Source organism: Dactylosporangium sp. NBC_01737, from assembly GCF_035963215.1.
GTDB lineage: Bacteria > Actinomycetota > Actinomycetes > Mycobacteriales > Micromonosporaceae > Dactylosporangium.
This window is the reverse complement of the sequence record NZ_CP109153.1, coordinates 5,542,890-5,559,761: the sequence shown is the minus strand read 5'-3', so window position 1 is coordinate 5,559,761 and position 16,872 is coordinate 5,542,890. Positions and strand designations below refer to the sequence as shown.

Below are 16,872 nucleotides of genomic sequence, written 5' to 3'. Positions count from 1 at the left end.
GTGGACGGTGTCGGCTCCGGCGGCGGGCCGGCGGCCCGGGCTTGGAGTCCCGGGCCGCCGGCGGTGCGACAGTTTCGATCGCCATGAATCTATTTACTCTTGTCCAGGGCGTCCTGCGCGGCCTTCTGGCCGTCGGCGATGAGTTGCTTGAGCTTCGCCTCGTCCAGCTTGCCGTCCTTGAGCGCTGGGATCGACTGCACGACCACGTTGACCAGGGCCAGCTGGACCTGGCTCCACGCGCCGTTGAACGGGGTGCCGCTGGCCTTCGACGCCGAGTCGATGATCGGCGCGAGCGCCGGGTCGGCCTGCAGCTTCTTCGCCGCCGCCGCGTTCGTCGGCATCTCGCCGAACGTCTTGTAGTACGACTCCTGCTGCTCCGCGCTGGTCAGCAGCTTCACCAGGGCGAGGGCGAGGTCCTTGTTCTTGGTGTACTTCGCCACGACGAGGTTGTCGCCGGACAGGATGCTGGTCGCGCCGACACCACCGGAGGGCTTGCTGGTCTGCCCGGGCGGGATCGTCGGCATGATCGCGTAGGCGTACTTGCCGGCGACGGCGGACTTGTCGAGGGTGACCTTCGACGTTGCGGAGACCATCGGCAGGAACGCGGCCTTGCCGGCGCCGAAGTCGGCGATCGCCTGGGCGTTCTTCCAGCCGACGGCGGCGGGGTTGACGACCTTGTCGGTGGCCAGCCAGCCGAGGTAGGTCTGATACGCCTTGAGCGTGCTCGGGTCGGTCAGCGACGCCTTCTTCTCTTTCACCAGGGGGTTGCCGGCCTGGACGCTCATCGCCCAGATGAACTTCCACGGGTCGAACCCGTCGGCGTAGGCGACGGCCAGGCCGTAGGTGCCGCCCGACGTGAGCTTCTTCGCCTGTTCGAGCAGGCCGTCCCAGCTGTCCGCGGGCTTGTCGATGCCGGCCGCCTTGAGCAGGTCGGTGTTGTACGCCATGACGAACGGCCGGCTGGTGAACGGGATGCCGACCTGGTGCTCCGCGTCGGGCCCGGAGATGCCCAGCGTCGCGGGCAGGAACGCGTCCTTGCCGCCGAGCTTCTTCCAGTCGTCGTCCTTGAGCTCCAGGAACGCGCCCGTCGCATACGCGGTCGGGGTGAACGTGGTGCCCAGGGAGTAGATGTCGGGGCCCTGACCGGACAGCACCGACGTCTGGATCTTCGTCAGCTCGTCGTTGGGCGAGGCGAACGTCTCGAACTTCACCTCGGCGCCGGTCTGCGCCTTGAACTTGTCGTTGATCTCGGTGAACCAGGACCGCTGCTGGTCGGGGTAGATGGTGTTGGCCTGGACGAGGACGTTGAGGGTCTTGCCGGCACCGTTGAGTCCGGTCTCGCCGGACTCGGGGGCGCCGTCGCCGTCGCCGCAGGCGGCTAAGACGAGGGCGGTGGCGGCAACGGCGGCGATGAAGGACATGCGTCTCATAGGGGTGTCCACTCCTCAGTGAGCGGTGCGCCGACCCGCGGCACCGGGCGGGTACCAGGGTGTCGGGCGGGCGCATCGATGCTGCTTGACGGCGGATTGAGCCGGACGCTATCAGCGCCGCATTCACGGCGGCAACCGCTTGCCATCGTTTGCCATCGTCTGCTCTGCTGTTCGTCATGCCCCGTGCACACCAGTTCGGATCCGGTGACCGGCCGGTCACCATCAATGACATCGCCGCGGCCACGGGGGTCGCCGCGTCGACGGTGTCCCGCGCGCTGAACAACCCCGGCCGGGTCAATCCGGCGACCCGGGAGCGGATCGAGGCCGCCGCCCGCGAGCTGCGCTACGTGCCCAACTCCCAGGCGCGCGCGCTGAGCTCCGGGCGGACCGGCGCGATCGCGGTGCTGGTCTCCGACGTGACGAACCCGTTCTACTTCGGCGTGCTGCGCGGCACCCAGATGCAGCTCAAGGCCGCCGGCTACGCGCAGCTGCTCATCGACACCGAGGACTCCGGGGACCTGGAGGTGGAGCTGCTGCACAAGATGCGCCGCTCGCTGGACGGGGCGATCCTGGCCGCGTCGCGCCTGCCGGACCGGGCCCTGGCCGCGCTCGCCGAGGACATCCCCCTCGTCACGATCAACCGCAACGTGCGCGGCGTGCCCAGCACCATCATCGACACGCCGGCCGGGATCGGCCAGGCGGCCGAGCACCTCATCTCGCTCGGCCACCGCGACATCGCCTACGTGTCGGGCCCGGAGCGTTCGTGGCCGAACGAGGCCCGCTGGCACGCGGCGCGGGCGGTCGCCGCCCGGCACCGGCTCACGTTCACCCGGGTCGGGCCGTTCCCGTCCGGGCGCCGCTCCGGCTCCGCCGCCGCCGACGCGGTGCTCAACACGGGCGCGACCGCCTGCATCGTCTTCAACGACCTGCTCGCGATCGGCATCCTGCAGCGGCTGCGGGAGCGGGAGGTGCGGGTGCCGGAGGACCTCAGCGTGGTCGGCTGCGACGACATCTTCGGCGCCGACTTCTGCCACCCGCCGCTGACCACGCTCACCGCCCCGATCGAGCAGGCCGGGCGGGTCGCGGTGTCGATGCTGCTGTCGCGCCTCGACCCGGCCGCCCCGGCGATGCGCCAGTCGGTGATGCTGCCGGTGCACCTGACCGTCCGCGGCTCCACCGGTCCCCGGCTCAGCGGGTGAGCCTGCCGAGGATCGCCGAGGCGACGACGATCGCGACGGCGGCGGAGCCGACGAGGACGCCGAAGTCCAGCAGCAGCCGGGCGTGGGTGCCGATGAGCAGGCCGCGCAGCGCCTCGACCTCGTAGCTGAGCGGGTTGACGTGGTTGAGGGCCCGCAGCCAGCCCGGCATGACGGAGACCGGGTAGAGGGCGTTGGAGGCGAAGAACAGCGGCATGATGATCGCCTGCCCGATGCCCATCATCCGGTCGCGTTTCAGGACCAGGCCGGCGAGCGTGATCGACAGGCAGCAGAAGAACGCCGAGCCGAGCACCAGGACGGCGGCGACGCCGAGCAGGTGCAGCGGGTTCAGGTCGAGGGAGACGCCGAGCAGGACGGAGAGCACCACGACGACGACGGCCTGCGTGAGGGCCCGTACACCGGCGGCGAACGCTTTCCCGGTCACCAGCGCCGCCCGTGGGGTGGGTGTCACCATCAGCTTCGCCAGCACGCCGGCGTCGCGCTCCCAGATGATGTGGATGCCGTAGAAGATCGACACGAACAGCGCCGACTGGGCGAGGATGCCGGGCGCCAGAAAGTCCAGGTACGGCACGTCGCCGGTGGGCACGACCCGCAGCCGGGTGAACGTCTGCCCGAAGATGATCAGCCACAGCGCCGGCTGCACCGCCCGGGTGACGACCTCCGTCCGGTCCCGCCGCAGCTTCTGCAGCTCCACCAGGCACAGGGCGAACGTGCGGGAGGCGAGGAGCCGGACCGGCTCAACGGGCGCGGCGAGCGACACGGACATCTTTGAACCCACCTCCGTCGAGGTCGTCGCCGGTGTACTCGCGGAACACGTCGTCGAGGTTCTTCTCGGTGTCGCCGAGGGACGCGACCAGCGCCGCCGGCGTGTCGAGGGCGCGGATCCGGCCGCGGTGCATGAGGGCGACCCGGCCGCAGTTGGCCGCGGCCTCCTCCATGTAGTGGGTGGTGACCAGGACCGTCATGCCGGTGCGGGCGCGGGTCTCATGGATGCGTTCCCAGACCCCGGCCCGCGCGACCGGGTCGAGGCCGATCGTCGGCTCGTCGAGGACCAGCAGCCGCGGCGAGCTCACCAGGGCCTGCGCCAGCTCGAGGCGGCGGACCATGCCGCCGGAGTAGGTGCCGGCGGGCCGGTCGGCGGCGTCGGTGAGGCCCATCGCGTCGATGACCTCGGCGGTGCGGTCGCGGCGCTGTGCCCGCGGCACGTCGAACAGCCGGGCGAACAGTGCGACGTTCTCCCGGCCGCTGAGCGCGGGGTCCGCGGACAGCGCCTGCGGCACGTAGCCGATCAGCCGGCGCACCGCCATCCTGCGGCGGCGCACGTCGAGCCCGAACACCTCCACGGTGCCGGCCTGCGGCGGCAGCAGGGTCACGAGCGCCCGGATCGTGGTCGTCTTGCCCGCCCCGTTGGGCCCGAGCAGGCCGAAGATCTCCGCCCGGTCGACGACCAGGTCGAGACCGTCGACCGCGACGGTCTCCTTGAACCGGTGCCGAAGCCCGTCGATGCGCACGGCCGGTCCGTCGGTTTCCACCCGGCCAATATAGCTCGTTAGCCGGGCTAATGATCCTCAAGGGATCAGCACCACCTTGCCCGCGACCCCGGCGGTCTCGGCGAAGCGCAGCGCCGCGGCCGCGTCACGCAGCGGGAACTCCTTCGCGACCCGGGCCGTGATCTTCCCGGCGGCCAGGAGGTCCAGCACGGCGGTGAGGTCCTCGTGCAGCTGCCGCCGGTACCGCGGCAGGTTCCGCTTGCCCTTCCACAGGTCGAAGAAGGTCGCGTGCCTGCCGTTGGGCAGCAGGTTCCACCACAGCAGCCTGGCGACGAGCTTGAAGACGGGCACCCGCGGGTCGCCGGCGTGATCGCGGGTGGCGGCGCTGCCGTAGCCGACCAGGGTGCCACCCGGCGCGAGCATCCGCCACGAGTCGGCGACGCCGGGCCCGCCGACGTGGTCGAAGACGGCCGCGACGCCGCCGGGCGCCAGCTCGCGGACCCGGGCGGGGACGTCGCCGGCGCGGTAGTCGAGGGGTTCGACGCCGAGCGCGCGCAGGTCGTCGTGGTGCTTCGGCGAGGCCGTGCCGATGACGCGGATCCCGGCGTGCCGGGCGAGCTGGACGAGAATGGTGCCGACGCCGCTGTTGGCGCCGAGGACCACGATCGTCTGGCCGGCGCGGACCTTCGCGGCGCGGTGCAGCATCCGCCACGCGGTGACGCCGTTGACGACGACGGTCTCGGCCGCGGCGGCGCCCACCCCGTCGGGCACCGGCACGAGGTCGGCCTCGTCGAGCACGACCCGGTCGGCCCAGCCGCCGGTCTTGGTGAGCGCGGCGACCCGCCGCCCGGTCCCCTCGACCACGCCGACCAGGTCGTAGCCGGGCACGAACGGGAACGGCGGCATGTCGTAGTACTTCCCGCGGCGCATCTGCTGCTCGGCGAAGGAGATCCCGCTCGCCTCGACCCGCACCACGACCTGCCCCGCTCCGGGCTCCGGCAGCTCCCGCACGCGGACCCGCAGGGTCTCCGGCTCGCCGATCCCCGGCAGGACGATCTCGGTGGTCTGCATCGTTCGACTCCTCTGTTAGAACTTCTAACTTCTGTTATAGTATCTAACATGACGGCGCTCGGAGGGCAAGATGAGTGACATGCGCGACAGATTTCGCACGCAGATCCGCGACGAGGTGAAGGCCGCCGCGCTGCGCCAGCTCGCGGCCGGCGGCCCGCAGGCCCTGTCGATCAACGCGATCGCCAAGGAGCTCGGCGTGTCCGGCCCCGCGCTGTACCGCTACTTCGCCGGCCGCGACGAGCTGCTCACCGAGCTGATCGTGGACGCGTACGCGGACCTGGCAGCCGCCCTGGCCTCCGGTGCGTCATTCGCGGTCGCGTACCGGGAATGGGCCCTCGCGCAGCCGCACCGCTACCGGCTGCTGTTCGCCGCGCCGCTGCCCGGGTATGACGCGCACGGCGACCGGCTCGTCGCCGCCGCGCAGGAGCCGATGAACCTGCTGATCCGCGCCCTGCCCCCCGGCCCGCCCCCGCCGCCGGCGCTGTCGGCGCAGCTGTCCGCCTGGGCCTCACGCCGCGGCGTGCCCGACGCCGACCCGGCGGTGGCGGCGCGGGCGGTGGAGCTGTGGAGCCGCGTGCACGGCCTGGTGAGCCTGGAGATCGAGGGCAACTTCGCCTCGATGGGCCTGGACCCCGCCCCGCTCTACGACGCGCTCTCCGGCTGACGCCAGCCGCGGGTGTAGATGACCGCCAGCTTGTCCTCCAGGGCCTGCCGCAGGTCGATGCCCATGGTGTGCGCGGTGACGAACGCCGTCAGCACCACGTCGGCGAGCTCCGCCTCGACGTCGCTGAACGGCCCCGGCCGCCGCGCCATCCCCGCGTGCCGCCGGACCGCGCCGACGAACTCGCCCACCTCCTCCGCCAGAGCCAGGGTCTGGCGCAGGTGCGCCGACTCGGTGAACCCGGCCGCCTCCAGGTGACCGGCGACGTCCGCGGCGGTGGCGGGCAGATCGTTCAAATCGAATGGCATCGCAGCACCCTAACCTTCTAGGGTTTTCGGCGTGCCTCATGAGACCCGCGCCGTCCGGGCCGTCTTCGACGACGCGACGATCACCGTCTACCAGGCGTACGGCGCCGCCATCGCGCTGCCCGCCGTGGACGCGCAGCGGTTCGTGCCGCCGTTCAAACGGGACCGGATGACCTGGGTCAAGCCGTCGTTCCTGTGGATGATGTACCGCAGCGGCTGGGCCACCAAGGAGGGCCAGGAGCACGTCCTCGCCGTCCGGCTGCGCCGCGCCGGGTTCGACGCCGCCGTCGCCGGCGCCTGCCTCAGCCACTACTCCCCCGGCGTGCACGCCGACCGTGCCGAGTGGTCCCGCCTGCTGCGCACCAGCCCGGTCCGCGTCCAGTGGGACCCGGAGCGCGACCTGCGGCTGCAGCCGCTGGAGCACCGGTCGCTGCAACTGGGTCTCAGCGGCGAGGCCGTGACCGCTACGTGGACGACTGGACCGTCGACATCCGCGACGTGACGCCCCTCGCCCACGCGATCCACGCGCTGGTCACCGCCGGCGCCCTCGACGAGGCCCGGGCCATGCTCCCCGACGAGCGTCCCTACCCGGCCGATCGCAGCCGCTGAGCCAGCAGGGCGACGAGCGCCGGGTCGACCGGGCCGGCCCAGCCGCGATCACGGCGCACGGCGCTGCCCGAGTGGAACGCGGTGACGCCGGCCGCCCGCAGCGGCCCGATGTGCTCGTCCCGCAGCCCGCCACCCACCAACAGCCGTAGCCGGCCCGCTGGGTCCGCCAGGCCCGCCGTGCCTGCCAGGCCCGCCGCTTCGGCCAGGCCCGCCGCTTCGGCGAGGACCGTGGGGAGGCCTTCGGACAGGCCGGCCGGGGCGCCCGAGGTGAGGACCGTGTCGAGGCCCGGCAGTCCGGTCAGCGCGGCCCAGACGGCGGCGCGGTCGGTGGCGTGGTCGATCGCGCGGTGGAAGGTCCACGGCGCGCCGTCGAGGGCGTCGACGACCTCGAGGACGGCGGGCAGGTCGACGGCGCCGGACCGGTCCAGGAAGCCCAGGACGAACTCCTCCGCGCCCGCGGAGCGCAGCTCCTTGGCGGTGCGCCGCAGGGCGTCGAGGTCACCGGCCGCGAAGCCCGCCCGGGTCCGCAGCATCACCCGCACCGGCAGGTCCACCGCGGCCCGCACGGCGGCGACGGTCGCCGGTGCCGGGCTCGGCGGCGGCCGCCATGTCGCTGACCAGTTCCACCCGGTCCGCCCCGCCGTCGCGGGCGTGCCGCGCGTCCACGGCGTCGAGCGCGATGACCTCCAGCAACGGCGTGATCATGACCCCAATCGTGCCAGCGCCATCCGCCGCCCCGCCCGTTTCGTCCCCGCATGGTGTCGAGCGGCACACCCGCCGCCCCGGCGGGGCATCGGCCCGTGCCGGGTCAGGCGGGCTTCCGGCGGGTGCGGTACGCCCGCATGCGGGTGTTGACGCCGCAGCCGGCGACATCGCACCAGCGGGTCGACCGGTTGCGGGTGTGGTCGTAGAACGCATACCGGCAGTCGTCGGCGGCGCAGGTCTTGAACCGCGGCCAGGTGCCGTCGGCGATCGCCGTGACCACGCCGCCGAGGATCGCGGCGAGCGCGGCGGCCAGCCCGTCGCCGGGTCCGGCGCCGGCCGCCCGCCAGCCCGGCACCGGCGACGCCGGGTGCCCGGTGAGGGACGGCGTCACCCGGTGCTCCAGGAGCAGCGCGTCCAGCGTCTCGACCGCCGGACCCGGCGACGGCACCGCGCCGTTCGCGGCGGCCAGGGCGCGGATCGCCTCGCGGACACCGACCGCGGTCGCCAGCGACGCCGCGGTGAGCGGGCCGGGCTGGAAGCCGTGCGAGCGCAGCCACGCGGCCAGGGTCCGCGGTGACGTCACCGCGTTGCGGGTGCGCAGAAACGCCTCGACGAGGGCGAGCCCGCCCGGGGCCGGCAGCCGGTGGTCCATGCTGCCAGGTTACAGTCAAAGCTGATTAGGACGTAACATGGGTGGATGAGATTCCCGGAGGAGCGGCTCGAAGACCTGCACCGGCGACTCGCGGCGGCCAGGCTGCCGGCCGCGCCGATCCGTGGCGGCGGCGAGTCACCGCAGACGATGGCCCGCCTCGACGAGCTCATCGCCTACTGGCGCGACGGCTACGACTGGCCGGCGCGGGCCGAGCGGCTCGCCGCGCTGCCGCACCGGTATGTGACGGTCGACGGCGTCCGGCTGCACGCGATCGTCGCCGAGGGCACGGGGCCGAGCCCGAGCCCGCTGCTGCTGGTCAACGGGTGGCCGAGCAGTTTCGTGGAGTATCTGGACGTGCTGGGGCCGCTGACCGACCCGGCGGCGCACGGCGGCGACCCGGCCGACGCGTTCACCGTCGTGATCCCGGCCCTGCCAGGCTACGGGCTGTCGGACCGGGCGCTGCACCTGGACCTGGACCGCGAGGCGATCGCCCGGCTCTTCGACCGGCTGATGGTGCAGCACCTGGGGTTCGGCAGCTACGTGGCGCACGGCGATGACATCGGCGGCGGCGTGGTCAACCGGCTCGGCATCCACCACGCCGGCACGGTCACGGCCATCCAGACCGCCAACTGGCTGGACGCGCATCTGCCCCCGGGCACCGTGCTGAGCGAGGCCGAGGAGCGTTACCTGGCCGCGTCGCGCGAGTGGGACCGCACCGAGGGGGCCTATGCGCACGTGCAGCAGACCAGGCCGCACACCCTGGCGTTCGCGCTGACCGACTCGCCGGTCGGCCTCGCGGCCTGGATCCTGGAGAAGTGGCTCACCTGGAGCGACCCCGCGTCCGAGCTGAGCGCCGACCTGATGCTCGACAACGTGATGCTCTACTGGCTGACCGACACCATCGCCAGCTCGACCCGCCTCTATGCGTTGTCGAGCCCGCCCGGCCCGCACGACGTGATCCAGGTGCCCGCCTCGGTCCTCATCCCCAACGAGCCACGGCTGCCGGTGCCGCCCGAGGAGTGGCTGCGCCGCGCCTACCCGAGGTTGACGAGGGTCGCGCACGCGCACACCGGCGGCCACTTCCTGGCCGCCGAGCAGCCGGAGCTGTTCGTGCAGGAGATCCGCACCGCGTTCCGCTGACCCAGGCTCTTGCAGCGCGGGGTCCTCCGGACGGGCCTGCCTACGCGTCTCGCGCGAAGGGCAGGCGAATCGGCCGGCAGACCTGTCGCGAGTCGGAACCCGGGCCACGGGCCTTTCAGATGCAGCGCGCACGCGTGCGAGTCGCCCGCGCCCTTCAGGGCGTGCGACCAGCGGGTGCACTGGGGGTGTGGGGTGAGAATCCCCACGGCTCCTGGACGGCTGAAGGCCGCCGCAGAAGAAACAGCGTTCGGGTGACGCCATAAACTCACGTGATGCAACACAAACGACCAACGCTTGATGATGTCGCGCAGGTCGCCGGGTTCTCGCGGGCGACCGTCTCGCGCGTCATCAACGGCAACGCCCGCGTCGCGGCAGAGGTCCGCGACCAGGTGCAGCGGGCCGTCGAGCAGCTCGGTTACCGGCCCGACCCGGTCGCCAGGGCCCTGGCCCGCGGGCACGGCGACGTCGTGGAGCTCATCGTCGTGGACGGCCGGCCGACCAGCTTCGGCACCAACCCCTACTACGGTCGGGTCGTCGCCGGGGTCGTCGACGGGCTGCGGCACTCCGAGGCGCAGATGCGGGTCCACGTCGTCGGGCTGCCCGACGCGCCGCGGCTGCTCGACCGCGTCGCCCACTCCGTCAGCGTGGGTGCGATCCTCGTCAACGTGCCGCCGCCGCTCGCCGCGGCGTTCCACGCGATCTGCCCGCGGGTCGTGTCGATGGGGCGCACCGCCGCGCCGGTGCCGTCGATCGTGCCGGACAACACCACCGGCGCCTACGAGGCGGTGCGGCTGCTGCACCGCAACGGCCGCAAGCGGATCGCGGCGGTCACCGGCCCGGCGCACATCAGCGACGCCGTCGACCGCCGCGCCGGATATCTCGCCGCCGTCCGCGACGCCGGGCTCGACCCGATCACCGGCGACGGCGGTGAGTTCACCCGGGAGACCGGCGCCACCAGCACCCGGCGCCTCCTCGACGAGCACCCGGACCTCGACGCGCTGTTCGTCGCCTGCGACCTGATGGCCTCCGGCGCGCTGCAGACCCTCGCCGCGGCCGGCCGGCGGGTGCCGCAGGACGTCGCGGTCATCGCCTTCGACGACAGCCTCATCGCCGCGTGCACGACCCCGCCGCTGACCTCGGTGCGGCAGCCCGTCGAGGAGATGGCGGCGGCCGCGACCCGGGCGCTGCTGGCCGGCGAGGTCGGCAGCGGCTGGCACGCCACGTTCCCGACCACACTGACCGTCCGCGACAGTTCAGGCTGAGTTCTCCCGGCCGTTTTCGAGCCGGGGCTACCGTGCGCACATGGCTGCCCGTCAGACATTGATCTCGGGGGTACTGACCACCGCCGCCGCCGTCACGCTCGTGCTGCAACTGCTGATCCTGCCGGTGTGGCTGCTGCCCGCCGACCCGCGGTGGGGCTGGCTGCTGGTCCCGGTCGTGCTCACCACCGTGCCGCTGTGGTCGCTCATCCACGAGGGGATCCACGGCACCCTGCTGCGCGACCGCCGCTGGAACGACCGCCTCGCCCGCGTCCTGTCCACCGGCTACGGCGCGCCGTTCACCCTGCTGAAGGCCGGGCACCTGCTGCACCACCGGTACAGCCGGACCCGCCGCGAACGCACCGAGGTCTACGACCCGGCGGTCACCACGTGGCTCGCCGCCGCCCGCGGCTACTACCCGCGCCTGCTCGGCGGGCTCTACCTGCTGGAGGCCGCGTCGGTGGTGCTCGCCGCGCTGCCCGGCGCCGGGTGGCGGTGGCTGGTGCGCCGCACCGACACCCTCGACTCCGTCACCGGGCTGCTCTTCGAGCGGGTGTCACGGCGCGGCACGCTGCGCCGCTTCCGCCTCGAGGCGCTCGCCGTCGTCGCGACCTACGCCGCTGCGGTGGCCGGCTACGGGCGGCACACGTGGATGCTCGCCGCCGCCGTCGGCGGCCGGGCGCTGCTGGTGTCCCTCGCGGACAACGCCTACCACTACCGCACCCGCCTGGAGCGACCCCTCGACGCGATGAACCTGCGGCTGCCCCGGCCCCTGGAGCTGTTCGTCCTCGCGTTCAACCTGCACAGCGTGCACCACCGGCATCCGGGGGCTGCACTGGTATGAACTGCGGGCCGCATTCCACGCCGACGCCGACGAGTGGCACCTCGGCTGGGCCGCCGCCGTCGCCCGCCAGCTGCGCGGGCCCGTGCCCGAGCCGGCGCTGCTGCGGGCGGAGCCGCTCACTCCGTCACGGTGACGAACCCATCCGTCCACTGGTCGTCGTCCACGACGGACGCGGTGATGAGGAAGCACTCCGGCTCGTCGGAGAACCCCGGCAGCAGGCGAGCCCGGGCGATGCGCTCCCGGGCCCGCTCCTCGGTCGAATAGACGCCCAGGATCTTCACGTCGTCACCGTCGGCCTCGTCCCAGCTCAGCTCGCCGTCACTGTCACGGTGGTCAGGGCCCGCATGGTGCACGTGCCACAGCAGGAACACGTCCATGGTCCGTAACCTACATCGATGCGGGGCACCCCCGCCGGGTGAGATGCACCGAGTGCCCGGACCGTCACAGCCCGTGCGAACCGGTCACGCCGGCGGGTTCCCCGGCGCCGGGGTCAGCGGGTGGGCGCCCCGGCCCACCCGCCGCGCTCCCCGTGGCGGGGGCGGTCGGCGTGCGGGGGCCGGGCGCCCCACGGTGCCGGGCTCGGCGGAAGGGCCGCCAGATCACCGGCGGCGTCGAACGCCACCCGGTGACCGCCTCGGACACTGCGGGTGCCGGCCACCACGAGCGCCGCCGGCACGGCTTCCAGGAAGCGTTCCAGGTTGTAGTGACACTCGCGGGCGCGCAGATAGGAGCGGCTGGACATGCCGACGGTCGTGCCGCCGACCTCCGCCCGCCAGACCCACTGCCCGTTGGACTCCACGGCCGCGACGGTGCTGCGTACCCCGGCGAAACCGGCACGCAGGTGCAGCACCGCGTCGCGGCAGGCGCCGTAGGTCTCGAACGTCCGCGCCGCTCTGCCCAGCGGCCGGTTGTTCGGCGACACCAGCATCCAGGTCGTGGCCTCGGCGGCCGTGCCGTCGTCGGCGACCGCCCCGGCCAGTGCTAAGAAGACGAACCTCGATTGGTGCACCCGCTGCCCCCTCGTCCGCCCAGGACTCCCACCCGCTGGGACAAACGCTCGGGACAGCGCATGACCAACAGACGCGGGGCCGCGCGCACGCCGGACATGCATGAGGTGAACAACGGGAAGGGGCAGTGCCGTTGCTATACCGCCGTTCCACCCGCAAACGGGCGGTCTTCGCGGCGGAAGAGCGCGGTCCACAGGAACGGCTCGCCGAAGTACGGGGAGTCCTCCGGCTCGTCCCGCATCCGCCGCACCTCGACCTCGGTGAGGCCGGCGAAGATGTGCCGCAGCGACTCGGGGGTATAGGCGACGCCGCCGTGCAGCCGGCCGTGCCGGTACAGGTCGGCGTCGGACAGTTCCGAGCCCATCGCCCCGGCCGCGAAGCAGGTGAGGCCGAACAGCCCGCCAGGGGCGAGGACCCGCTCCAGCAGCGCCAGATAGCTGACCCTGCGGTGCGGCGGCAGGTGATGGAAGCAGCCCGAGTCGAAGACCAGGTCGTACGGGCCGGGAAGGTCGAGCGTGAACGCGTCGCCCCGCATCAGGCGCACCTCGACGCCGGCCTCCCGGGCGCGGTCGCCGGCCCACGCGATCGCAGCCGGCGACAGGTCGACCGCGTCGACGGTGAAGCCGCGCGCGGCGAGGTGGATCGCGTTGCGGCCGGGGCCGCAGCCGAGGTCCAGGGCGCGGCCGCCGGTCAGCAGCCCCCGGTCCAGGTGCGCGGCGAGACTCTCGTCCGGCTTCGCGGCGAAGAACGGCACCGCCCGGTCCCGGTCGGCGTAGAAGCCGTCCCACCACGAGGCACCCTCGGCGGTCCAGCGGTCCGCCTCCGGCGCGAACAGCCCGTCCATGAGGGTGAGCACGTCCTCGACGGTCCGGATGCTGCGGTCCACCGACCCACACTAGCCGCCCCGGCCTTGACGAGGACATCGACATCCGTTAGACCTCTTGGAGATTCCCAAACTTCGATGGAGGACAACGTGGTCCGGATCCGTCTCGCCGTGGTCGTGCTCGCCGTGCTTGCCACCTCCGCGTTCGCCGTCACCCCCGCCCAGGCCGCGACCGGCGGGGGCGGGCCGACCGGCGGGCCGTGCGCGTACACGCCGACACCGGAGGATCCGGCGGTCAGGCCGGTGCCGCTGCCCAGGGACCCGCGGCACACCCCGTCGCGGGGCACGGTCACCGTCACCCTGTTCACCAACCTCGGCCTCATCCCGCTGACCCTGGACCGGGCGCAGGCGCCGTGCACGGTGCAGAGCTTCCTGCACCTGACCCGGCACGGCTTCTACAACCGCACGATCTGCCACCGGCTGACGACCTACCCGACGCTGAAGGTCCTGCAGTGCGGCGACCCGTCCGGCACCGGCGAGGGCGGCCCGGGCTACAGGTACAAGGACGAGCTGCCCACCGACCTGCCGCCGGCACCGACCGACCCGACCGGGGTCCGCAAGGTGTACGCCCGCGGCGTCCTCGCCATGGCCAACGCCGGCCCCGACACCAACGGCAGCCAGTTCTTCCTCGTCTTCGCCGACTCGGCGCTGCGCCCCAACTACACGATCTTCGGCAGCGTCCGGCCGCTGGGCCTGCACACCCTGGACCGGATCGCCGCCGGCGGGGTCGCACCCACGCCCGAGGACCCGGCACCCGTCGACGGCGCCCCGGCGCTGCGCACGTCGATCCTGCTGGCCCTGTAACGGCACCCGCGCCCGCCGGTACATTCGGCGCCGTGGCTCACTACAGCAGGCTCTACACGATCGTCCTGGACGTGCCCACCGCCGGCCATGACGCGACGGTGACCTTCTGGCGGGGCGCCCTGAGCGCCCCGCTGGAGCAGGTCGCCAAGTATCCGGAGTTCCACGGCGCGCTGATCCCCAACCACGACCTGGTGCTGCTCGCCCAGCAGCTCGGCGACGGCGCCCCGCGCATGCACGTCGACATCCACACCGACGACCTCGACGCCGAGGTGGCCCGCCTGGAGGCCCTCGGCGCGACCCGCGTCGAGCGCCACGACCGCTGGTGGGTCATGCGCGACCCCGCCGGCCTCACCTTCTGCGTCGTCCTGGACCGCCCCGGCACCCTCACCGACGCCAACGCCACCCGCTGGCCCTGACCATGCGATTGCAGTCTCATAGCCATATGGCTATATTTACTCCATGACAGCAACGACACCAGACTGCATCCCAGATCGGTACCATTGTGGTATGACGACACAGATCGCAGTCAGACTTCCCGATGACCTGGTGCAGTACATCGACCGGGAGATCGCTGCCGGCGCCGCAGCGAGTCGTGCGGCCGTCGTCGTCCGCGCATTGGAACGCGACCGAAGGCGGCAGGACGCAGAGCACGACGCACGCATCTATGCGGCGAACCCGTCTGACGAGTTCGACGACTTCCACGCATGGACATCCCGGCGGCCGATGGACATCGACTGATGCGGCCGATCCGCCTGGCTCAACTGGACAGACCTCGACCGGTCCTCGTCCTCACCCGCGAACGGATACGGCCACACCTTCGGTGGGTGACGGTCGTTCCCATCACCACCACGATCCGTGGTCTCCGCACCGAGGTCGCGGTGGGCCCTCAGAACGGACTCGACAAACCATCTGTCGTGTCTTGCGACAACATCGACACCGTCGACCGGAGTGAACTCGGCCGCCTGATCGGATTCCTGCTTCCGGAACAGGAGCAGGCGCTCACCCGAGCGATCATGGCCGCATTCGACCTCGAGCCGGCCTGAGAGACCGCGTGGGCGGTCCCTCAGCCGGACGGGTCAGGCGACCGTGTTGCGCCAGGCGCGGCCGCTGCGCTCGATGAGGCGGTTGGCCTCGGTCGGGCCCCAGGAGGCGGCCTCGTAGGTAGGGATGGGGCCGGTGTCCTCGGACCAGCGCTCCAGGATCGGGTCGACGATCCGCCAGCACTGCTCGACCTCGTCGGAGCGGATGAACAGGGTCGTGTCGCCGATGAGGGCGTCGAGCAGGAGGCGCTCGTAGGCCTCCGGGGACTCCTCGCGGAAGGTCTTGTCGTAGGAGAAGTCCATGCTCGCGGAGCGGACCCGGAAGGAGTGGCCCGGGACCTTCGCGCCGAAGCGCAGGGCGATGCCCTCGTCGGGCTGGATGCGCAGGATGAGGGCGTCGGGCTGCAGCTCGGTCAGCTGCCGGTTGGGGATCGGCAGGTGCGGCGGGCGCTGGAACTGCAGGGCGACCTCGGTGACGCGGCTCGGCAGGCGCTTGCCGGTGCGCACGTAGAACGGCACGCCCGCCCAGCGCCAGTTGTCGACGTCCAGGCGCAGCGCCGCGTAGGTCTCGGTGCGCGACAGGGGGTCGACGCCGGCCTCCTCGCGGTAGCCGGCCATGAGCTCGGAGCGGGAGCCGCCGCGGGTGTACTGCCCGCGCACCGCGATGTCGTCGATCGCGCGGCCGCTGGGCAGGCGGATCGCCTGCAGGAGCTTGACCTTCTCGTTGCGGACCGCCTCGGCGCTGAACGACGCGGGCGGCTCCATCAGGGCGAGGGCGAGGACCTGCAGCACGTGGTTCTGCACGATGTCGCGCATCGCGCCGGCGTGCTCGTAGAAGCTGCCGCGGGTGCCGACGCCGAGGGTCTCCGCGACGGTGATCTGCACGTGGTCGACCCAGGTGCGGTCCCAGATCGGCTGGAAGATGGCGTTGGCGAAGCGCAGCGCGAGGACGTTCTGGACGGTGTCCTTGCCCAGGTAGTGGTCGATGCGGAAGACCTGCGACTCGTCGAACGCGGCGTGCACGGTCGCGTCGAGCTGCTTGGCGCTGGCCTCGTCGTGCCCGTAGGGCTTCTCGATCACGAGGCGGGCGAAGGAGTCCTCGCGTGCCTGGTGCAGCCCGGCGCCGGCGAGGCCGTTGATGACGAGCGGGAACGCCTCGGCGGGGGTCGACAGGTAGAAGATCCGGTTGCCGGCGGTGCCGCGCTCACGGTCGAGGTCGTCGAGCACGGTGGCGAGCCGCTTGTAGGTCTCCGGGTCGTCGTAGCCGCCGGCGATGTACCGCACGGCGCCGGCCAGCTGCGGCATGCCGGACAGCCCCCGGTCGCCGAGGACGGCGTGGATGAACTGGTCGTCGTCCATCGGGGTCCGGGCCACGCCGACGACGGCGAACTGCTCGGTGAGCCGGTTGTGCCGGGCGAGGCTCTCGATCGCGGGGATCAGCTTGCGCCGTGTCAGGTCGCCGGAGGCGCCGAAGATGACGACCGTCGCAGGTGGGGCGTGCCGGTTGTCGGACTCCTGCGGGATCGTGACGGGCTCACCGATCGTGCCGTTGTCGCTGGGCATGGATGCGCGCCTCTCCTCGGACTGCCGCCGTGACACTACGAGTCAACCGCCGCGCACAGCAACGATTCCAGAACGTGACCGGCGTCTCGCGAATCCCAGCCTACGGTCCGGCAAGCGGTTGCATGACCCTCGATCCGGCCGATGTGTCCCACGGGCCGGGACAATGCGCCCTCAGCAAACACACGGGTAACA

At 72.3% G+C, this 16,872-nt stretch carries 21 protein-coding genes and 1 pseudogene; 10 read left to right on the top strand and 12 right to left on the bottom strand.

Going from position 1 to position 16,872, the window contains the following annotated elements; all coding sequences use genetic code 11:
• Window positions 1–89: 89 nt before the first annotated feature.
• Entirely contained in the window at window positions 90–1,430 is a 1,341-nt protein-coding gene (locus OHA72_RS25055; protein WP_327010226.1) for an ABC transporter substrate-binding protein, read from the bottom strand.
• A 176-nt stretch (window positions 1,431–1,606) separates the two neighbouring features.
• On the opposite strand from OHA72_RS25055, the gene OHA72_RS25050 reads away from it, so the two are divergent.
• Window positions 1,607–2,629, top strand: coding sequence for a LacI family DNA-binding transcriptional regulator (locus tag OHA72_RS25050; RefSeq protein ID WP_327010225.1), 1,023 nt, complete (start codon window positions 1,607–1,609; stop codon window positions 2,627–2,629).
• On the opposite strand, the gene OHA72_RS25045 is transcribed toward OHA72_RS25050, so the two are convergent.
• The 3 genes from OHA72_RS25045 to OHA72_RS25035 are packed head-to-tail and all read right to left on the bottom strand — an operon-like array spanning window position 2,619 to window position 5,208.
• Window positions 2,619–3,413 (bottom strand): ABC transporter permease, encoded by a 795-nt coding sequence (locus OHA72_RS25045; protein WP_327010224.1) that lies wholly within the window; start codon window positions 3,411–3,413, stop codon window positions 2,619–2,621. The genes OHA72_RS25050 and OHA72_RS25045 overlap by 11 nt on opposite strands.
• Window positions 3,385–4,179, bottom strand: coding sequence for an ABC transporter ATP-binding protein (locus tag OHA72_RS25040; RefSeq protein WP_327010223.1), 795 nt, complete (start codon window positions 4,177–4,179; stop codon window positions 3,385–3,387). The genes OHA72_RS25045 and OHA72_RS25040 overlap by 29 nt, the downstream gene beginning before the upstream one ends.
• A 36-nt stretch (window positions 4,180–4,215) precedes the next feature.
• Entirely contained in the window at window positions 4,216–5,208 is a 993-nt protein-coding gene (locus OHA72_RS25035) for a medium chain dehydrogenase/reductase family protein (protein ID WP_327010222.1), read from the bottom strand.
• Between the two features lie 79 nt (window positions 5,209–5,287).
• On the opposite strand from OHA72_RS25035, the gene OHA72_RS25030 reads away from it, so the two are divergent.
• Window positions 5,288–5,872: a TetR/AcrR family transcriptional regulator gene (locus OHA72_RS25030; protein WP_327010221.1), complete on the top strand. Its 585-nt coding sequence runs from the start codon at window positions 5,288–5,290 to the stop codon at window positions 5,870–5,872.
• On the opposite strand, the gene OHA72_RS25025 is transcribed toward OHA72_RS25030, so the two are convergent.
• Window positions 5,851–6,177 carry a MazG nucleotide pyrophosphohydrolase domain-containing protein gene (locus OHA72_RS25025; RefSeq protein WP_327010220.1) on the bottom strand — a complete coding sequence of 109 codons (327 nt, stop codon included), beginning with the start codon at window positions 6,175–6,177 and terminating at the stop codon, window positions 5,851–5,853. The genes OHA72_RS25030 and OHA72_RS25025 overlap by 22 nt on opposite strands.
• A gap of 31 nt (window positions 6,178–6,208) precedes the next feature.
• On the opposite strand from OHA72_RS25025, the pseudogene OHA72_RS25020 reads away from it, so the two are divergent.
• Window positions 6,209–6,783, top strand: a pseudogene (locus OHA72_RS25020) (DUF4291 domain-containing protein).
• On the opposite strand, the gene OHA72_RS25015 reads toward OHA72_RS25020, so the two are convergent.
• From OHA72_RS25015 to OHA72_RS25005, 3 genes are all read right to left on the bottom strand, one after another.
• Window positions 6,759–7,349 (bottom strand): copper homeostasis protein CutC, encoded by a 591-nt coding sequence (locus tag OHA72_RS25015; RefSeq protein WP_327010219.1) that lies wholly within the window; start codon window positions 7,347–7,349, stop codon window positions 6,759–6,761. The pseudogene OHA72_RS25020 and the gene OHA72_RS25015 overlap by 25 nt on opposite strands.
• Window positions 7,282–7,488: a hypothetical protein gene (locus tag OHA72_RS25010; protein ID WP_327010218.1), complete on the bottom strand. Its 207-nt coding sequence runs from the start codon at window positions 7,486–7,488 to the stop codon at window positions 7,282–7,284. The genes OHA72_RS25015 and OHA72_RS25010 overlap by 68 nt, the downstream gene beginning before the upstream one ends.
• Window positions 7,489–7,591: 103 nt before the next feature.
• Complete coding sequence (locus OHA72_RS25005; protein ID WP_327010217.1) at window positions 7,592–8,140, bottom strand: CGNR zinc finger domain-containing protein; 549 nt, start codon at window positions 8,138–8,140, stop codon at window positions 7,592–7,594.
• Window positions 8,141–8,185: 45 nt separating this feature from the next.
• On the opposite strand from OHA72_RS25005, the gene OHA72_RS25000 reads away from it, so the two are divergent.
• From OHA72_RS25000 to OHA72_RS24990, 3 genes are all read left to right on the top strand, one after another.
• A complete protein-coding gene (locus OHA72_RS25000; protein WP_327010216.1) occupies window positions 8,186–9,280 on the top strand; it encodes an epoxide hydrolase family protein in 1,095 nt (364 codons plus the stop codon).
• A gap of 272 nt (window positions 9,281–9,552) precedes the next feature.
• The gene (locus tag OHA72_RS24995) at window positions 9,553–10,542 is read left to right on the top strand and encodes a LacI family DNA-binding transcriptional regulator (RefSeq protein WP_327010215.1); all 990 of its coding nucleotides are present in this window, start codon (window positions 9,553–9,555) and stop codon (window positions 10,540–10,542) included.
• 40 nt (window positions 10,543–10,582) lie between these two features.
• Window positions 10,583–11,383 carry a fatty acid desaturase gene (locus OHA72_RS24990; RefSeq protein WP_327010214.1) on the top strand — a complete coding sequence of 267 codons (801 nt, stop codon included), beginning with the start codon at window positions 10,583–10,585 and terminating at the stop codon, window positions 11,381–11,383.
• Between the two features lie 116 nt (window positions 11,384–11,499).
• On the opposite strand, the gene OHA72_RS24985 is transcribed toward OHA72_RS24990, so the two are convergent.
• The 3 genes from OHA72_RS24985 to OHA72_RS24975 form a co-directional block, all read right to left on the bottom strand.
• Window positions 11,500–11,760, bottom strand: a complete 261-nt coding sequence (locus OHA72_RS24985; RefSeq protein ID WP_327010213.1) for a DUF7336 domain-containing protein — start codon at window positions 11,758–11,760, stop codon at window positions 11,500–11,502.
• Between the two features lie 113 nt (window positions 11,761–11,873).
• Window positions 11,874–12,311: a hypothetical protein gene (locus OHA72_RS24980; protein ID WP_327010212.1), complete on the bottom strand. Its 438-nt coding sequence runs from the start codon at window positions 12,309–12,311 to the stop codon at window positions 11,874–11,876.
• A gap of 215 nt (window positions 12,312–12,526) precedes the next feature.
• The gene (locus OHA72_RS24975; protein WP_327010211.1) at window positions 12,527–13,276 is read right to left on the bottom strand and encodes a class I SAM-dependent methyltransferase; all 750 of its coding nucleotides are present in this window, start codon (window positions 13,274–13,276) and stop codon (window positions 12,527–12,529) included.
• Window positions 13,277–13,363: 87 nt separating this feature from the next.
• Between OHA72_RS24975 and OHA72_RS24970 the strand changes: the two genes are divergently transcribed.
• From OHA72_RS24970 to OHA72_RS24955, 4 genes are all read left to right on the top strand, one after another.
• Complete coding sequence (locus tag OHA72_RS24970) at window positions 13,364–14,077, top strand: peptidylprolyl isomerase (RefSeq protein ID WP_327010210.1); 714 nt, start codon at window positions 13,364–13,366, stop codon at window positions 14,075–14,077.
• Between the two features lie 32 nt (window positions 14,078–14,109).
• Complete coding sequence (locus OHA72_RS24965) at window positions 14,110–14,493, top strand: VOC family protein (RefSeq protein WP_327010209.1); 384 nt, start codon at window positions 14,110–14,112, stop codon at window positions 14,491–14,493.
• A 91-nt stretch (window positions 14,494–14,584) separates the two neighbouring features.
• Window positions 14,585–14,815 carry a hypothetical protein gene (locus tag OHA72_RS24960; protein WP_327010208.1) on the top strand — a complete coding sequence of 77 codons (231 nt, stop codon included), beginning with the start codon at window positions 14,585–14,587 and terminating at the stop codon, window positions 14,813–14,815.
• Window positions 14,816–14,901: 86 nt separating this feature from the next.
• The gene (locus OHA72_RS24955; protein ID WP_327010207.1) at window positions 14,902–15,120 is read left to right on the top strand and encodes a type II toxin-antitoxin system PemK/MazF family toxin; all 219 of its coding nucleotides are present in this window, start codon (window positions 14,902–14,904) and stop codon (window positions 15,118–15,120) included.
• A gap of 33 nt (window positions 15,121–15,153) precedes the next feature.
• Here OHA72_RS24955 and zwf read toward each other — a convergent pair whose 3' ends face one another.
• Window positions 15,154–16,680: a glucose-6-phosphate dehydrogenase gene (gene zwf, locus OHA72_RS24950; RefSeq protein WP_327010206.1), complete on the bottom strand. Its 1,527-nt coding sequence runs from the start codon at window positions 16,678–16,680 to the stop codon at window positions 15,154–15,156.
• Between the last annotated feature and the right edge of the window lie 192 nt (window positions 16,681–16,872).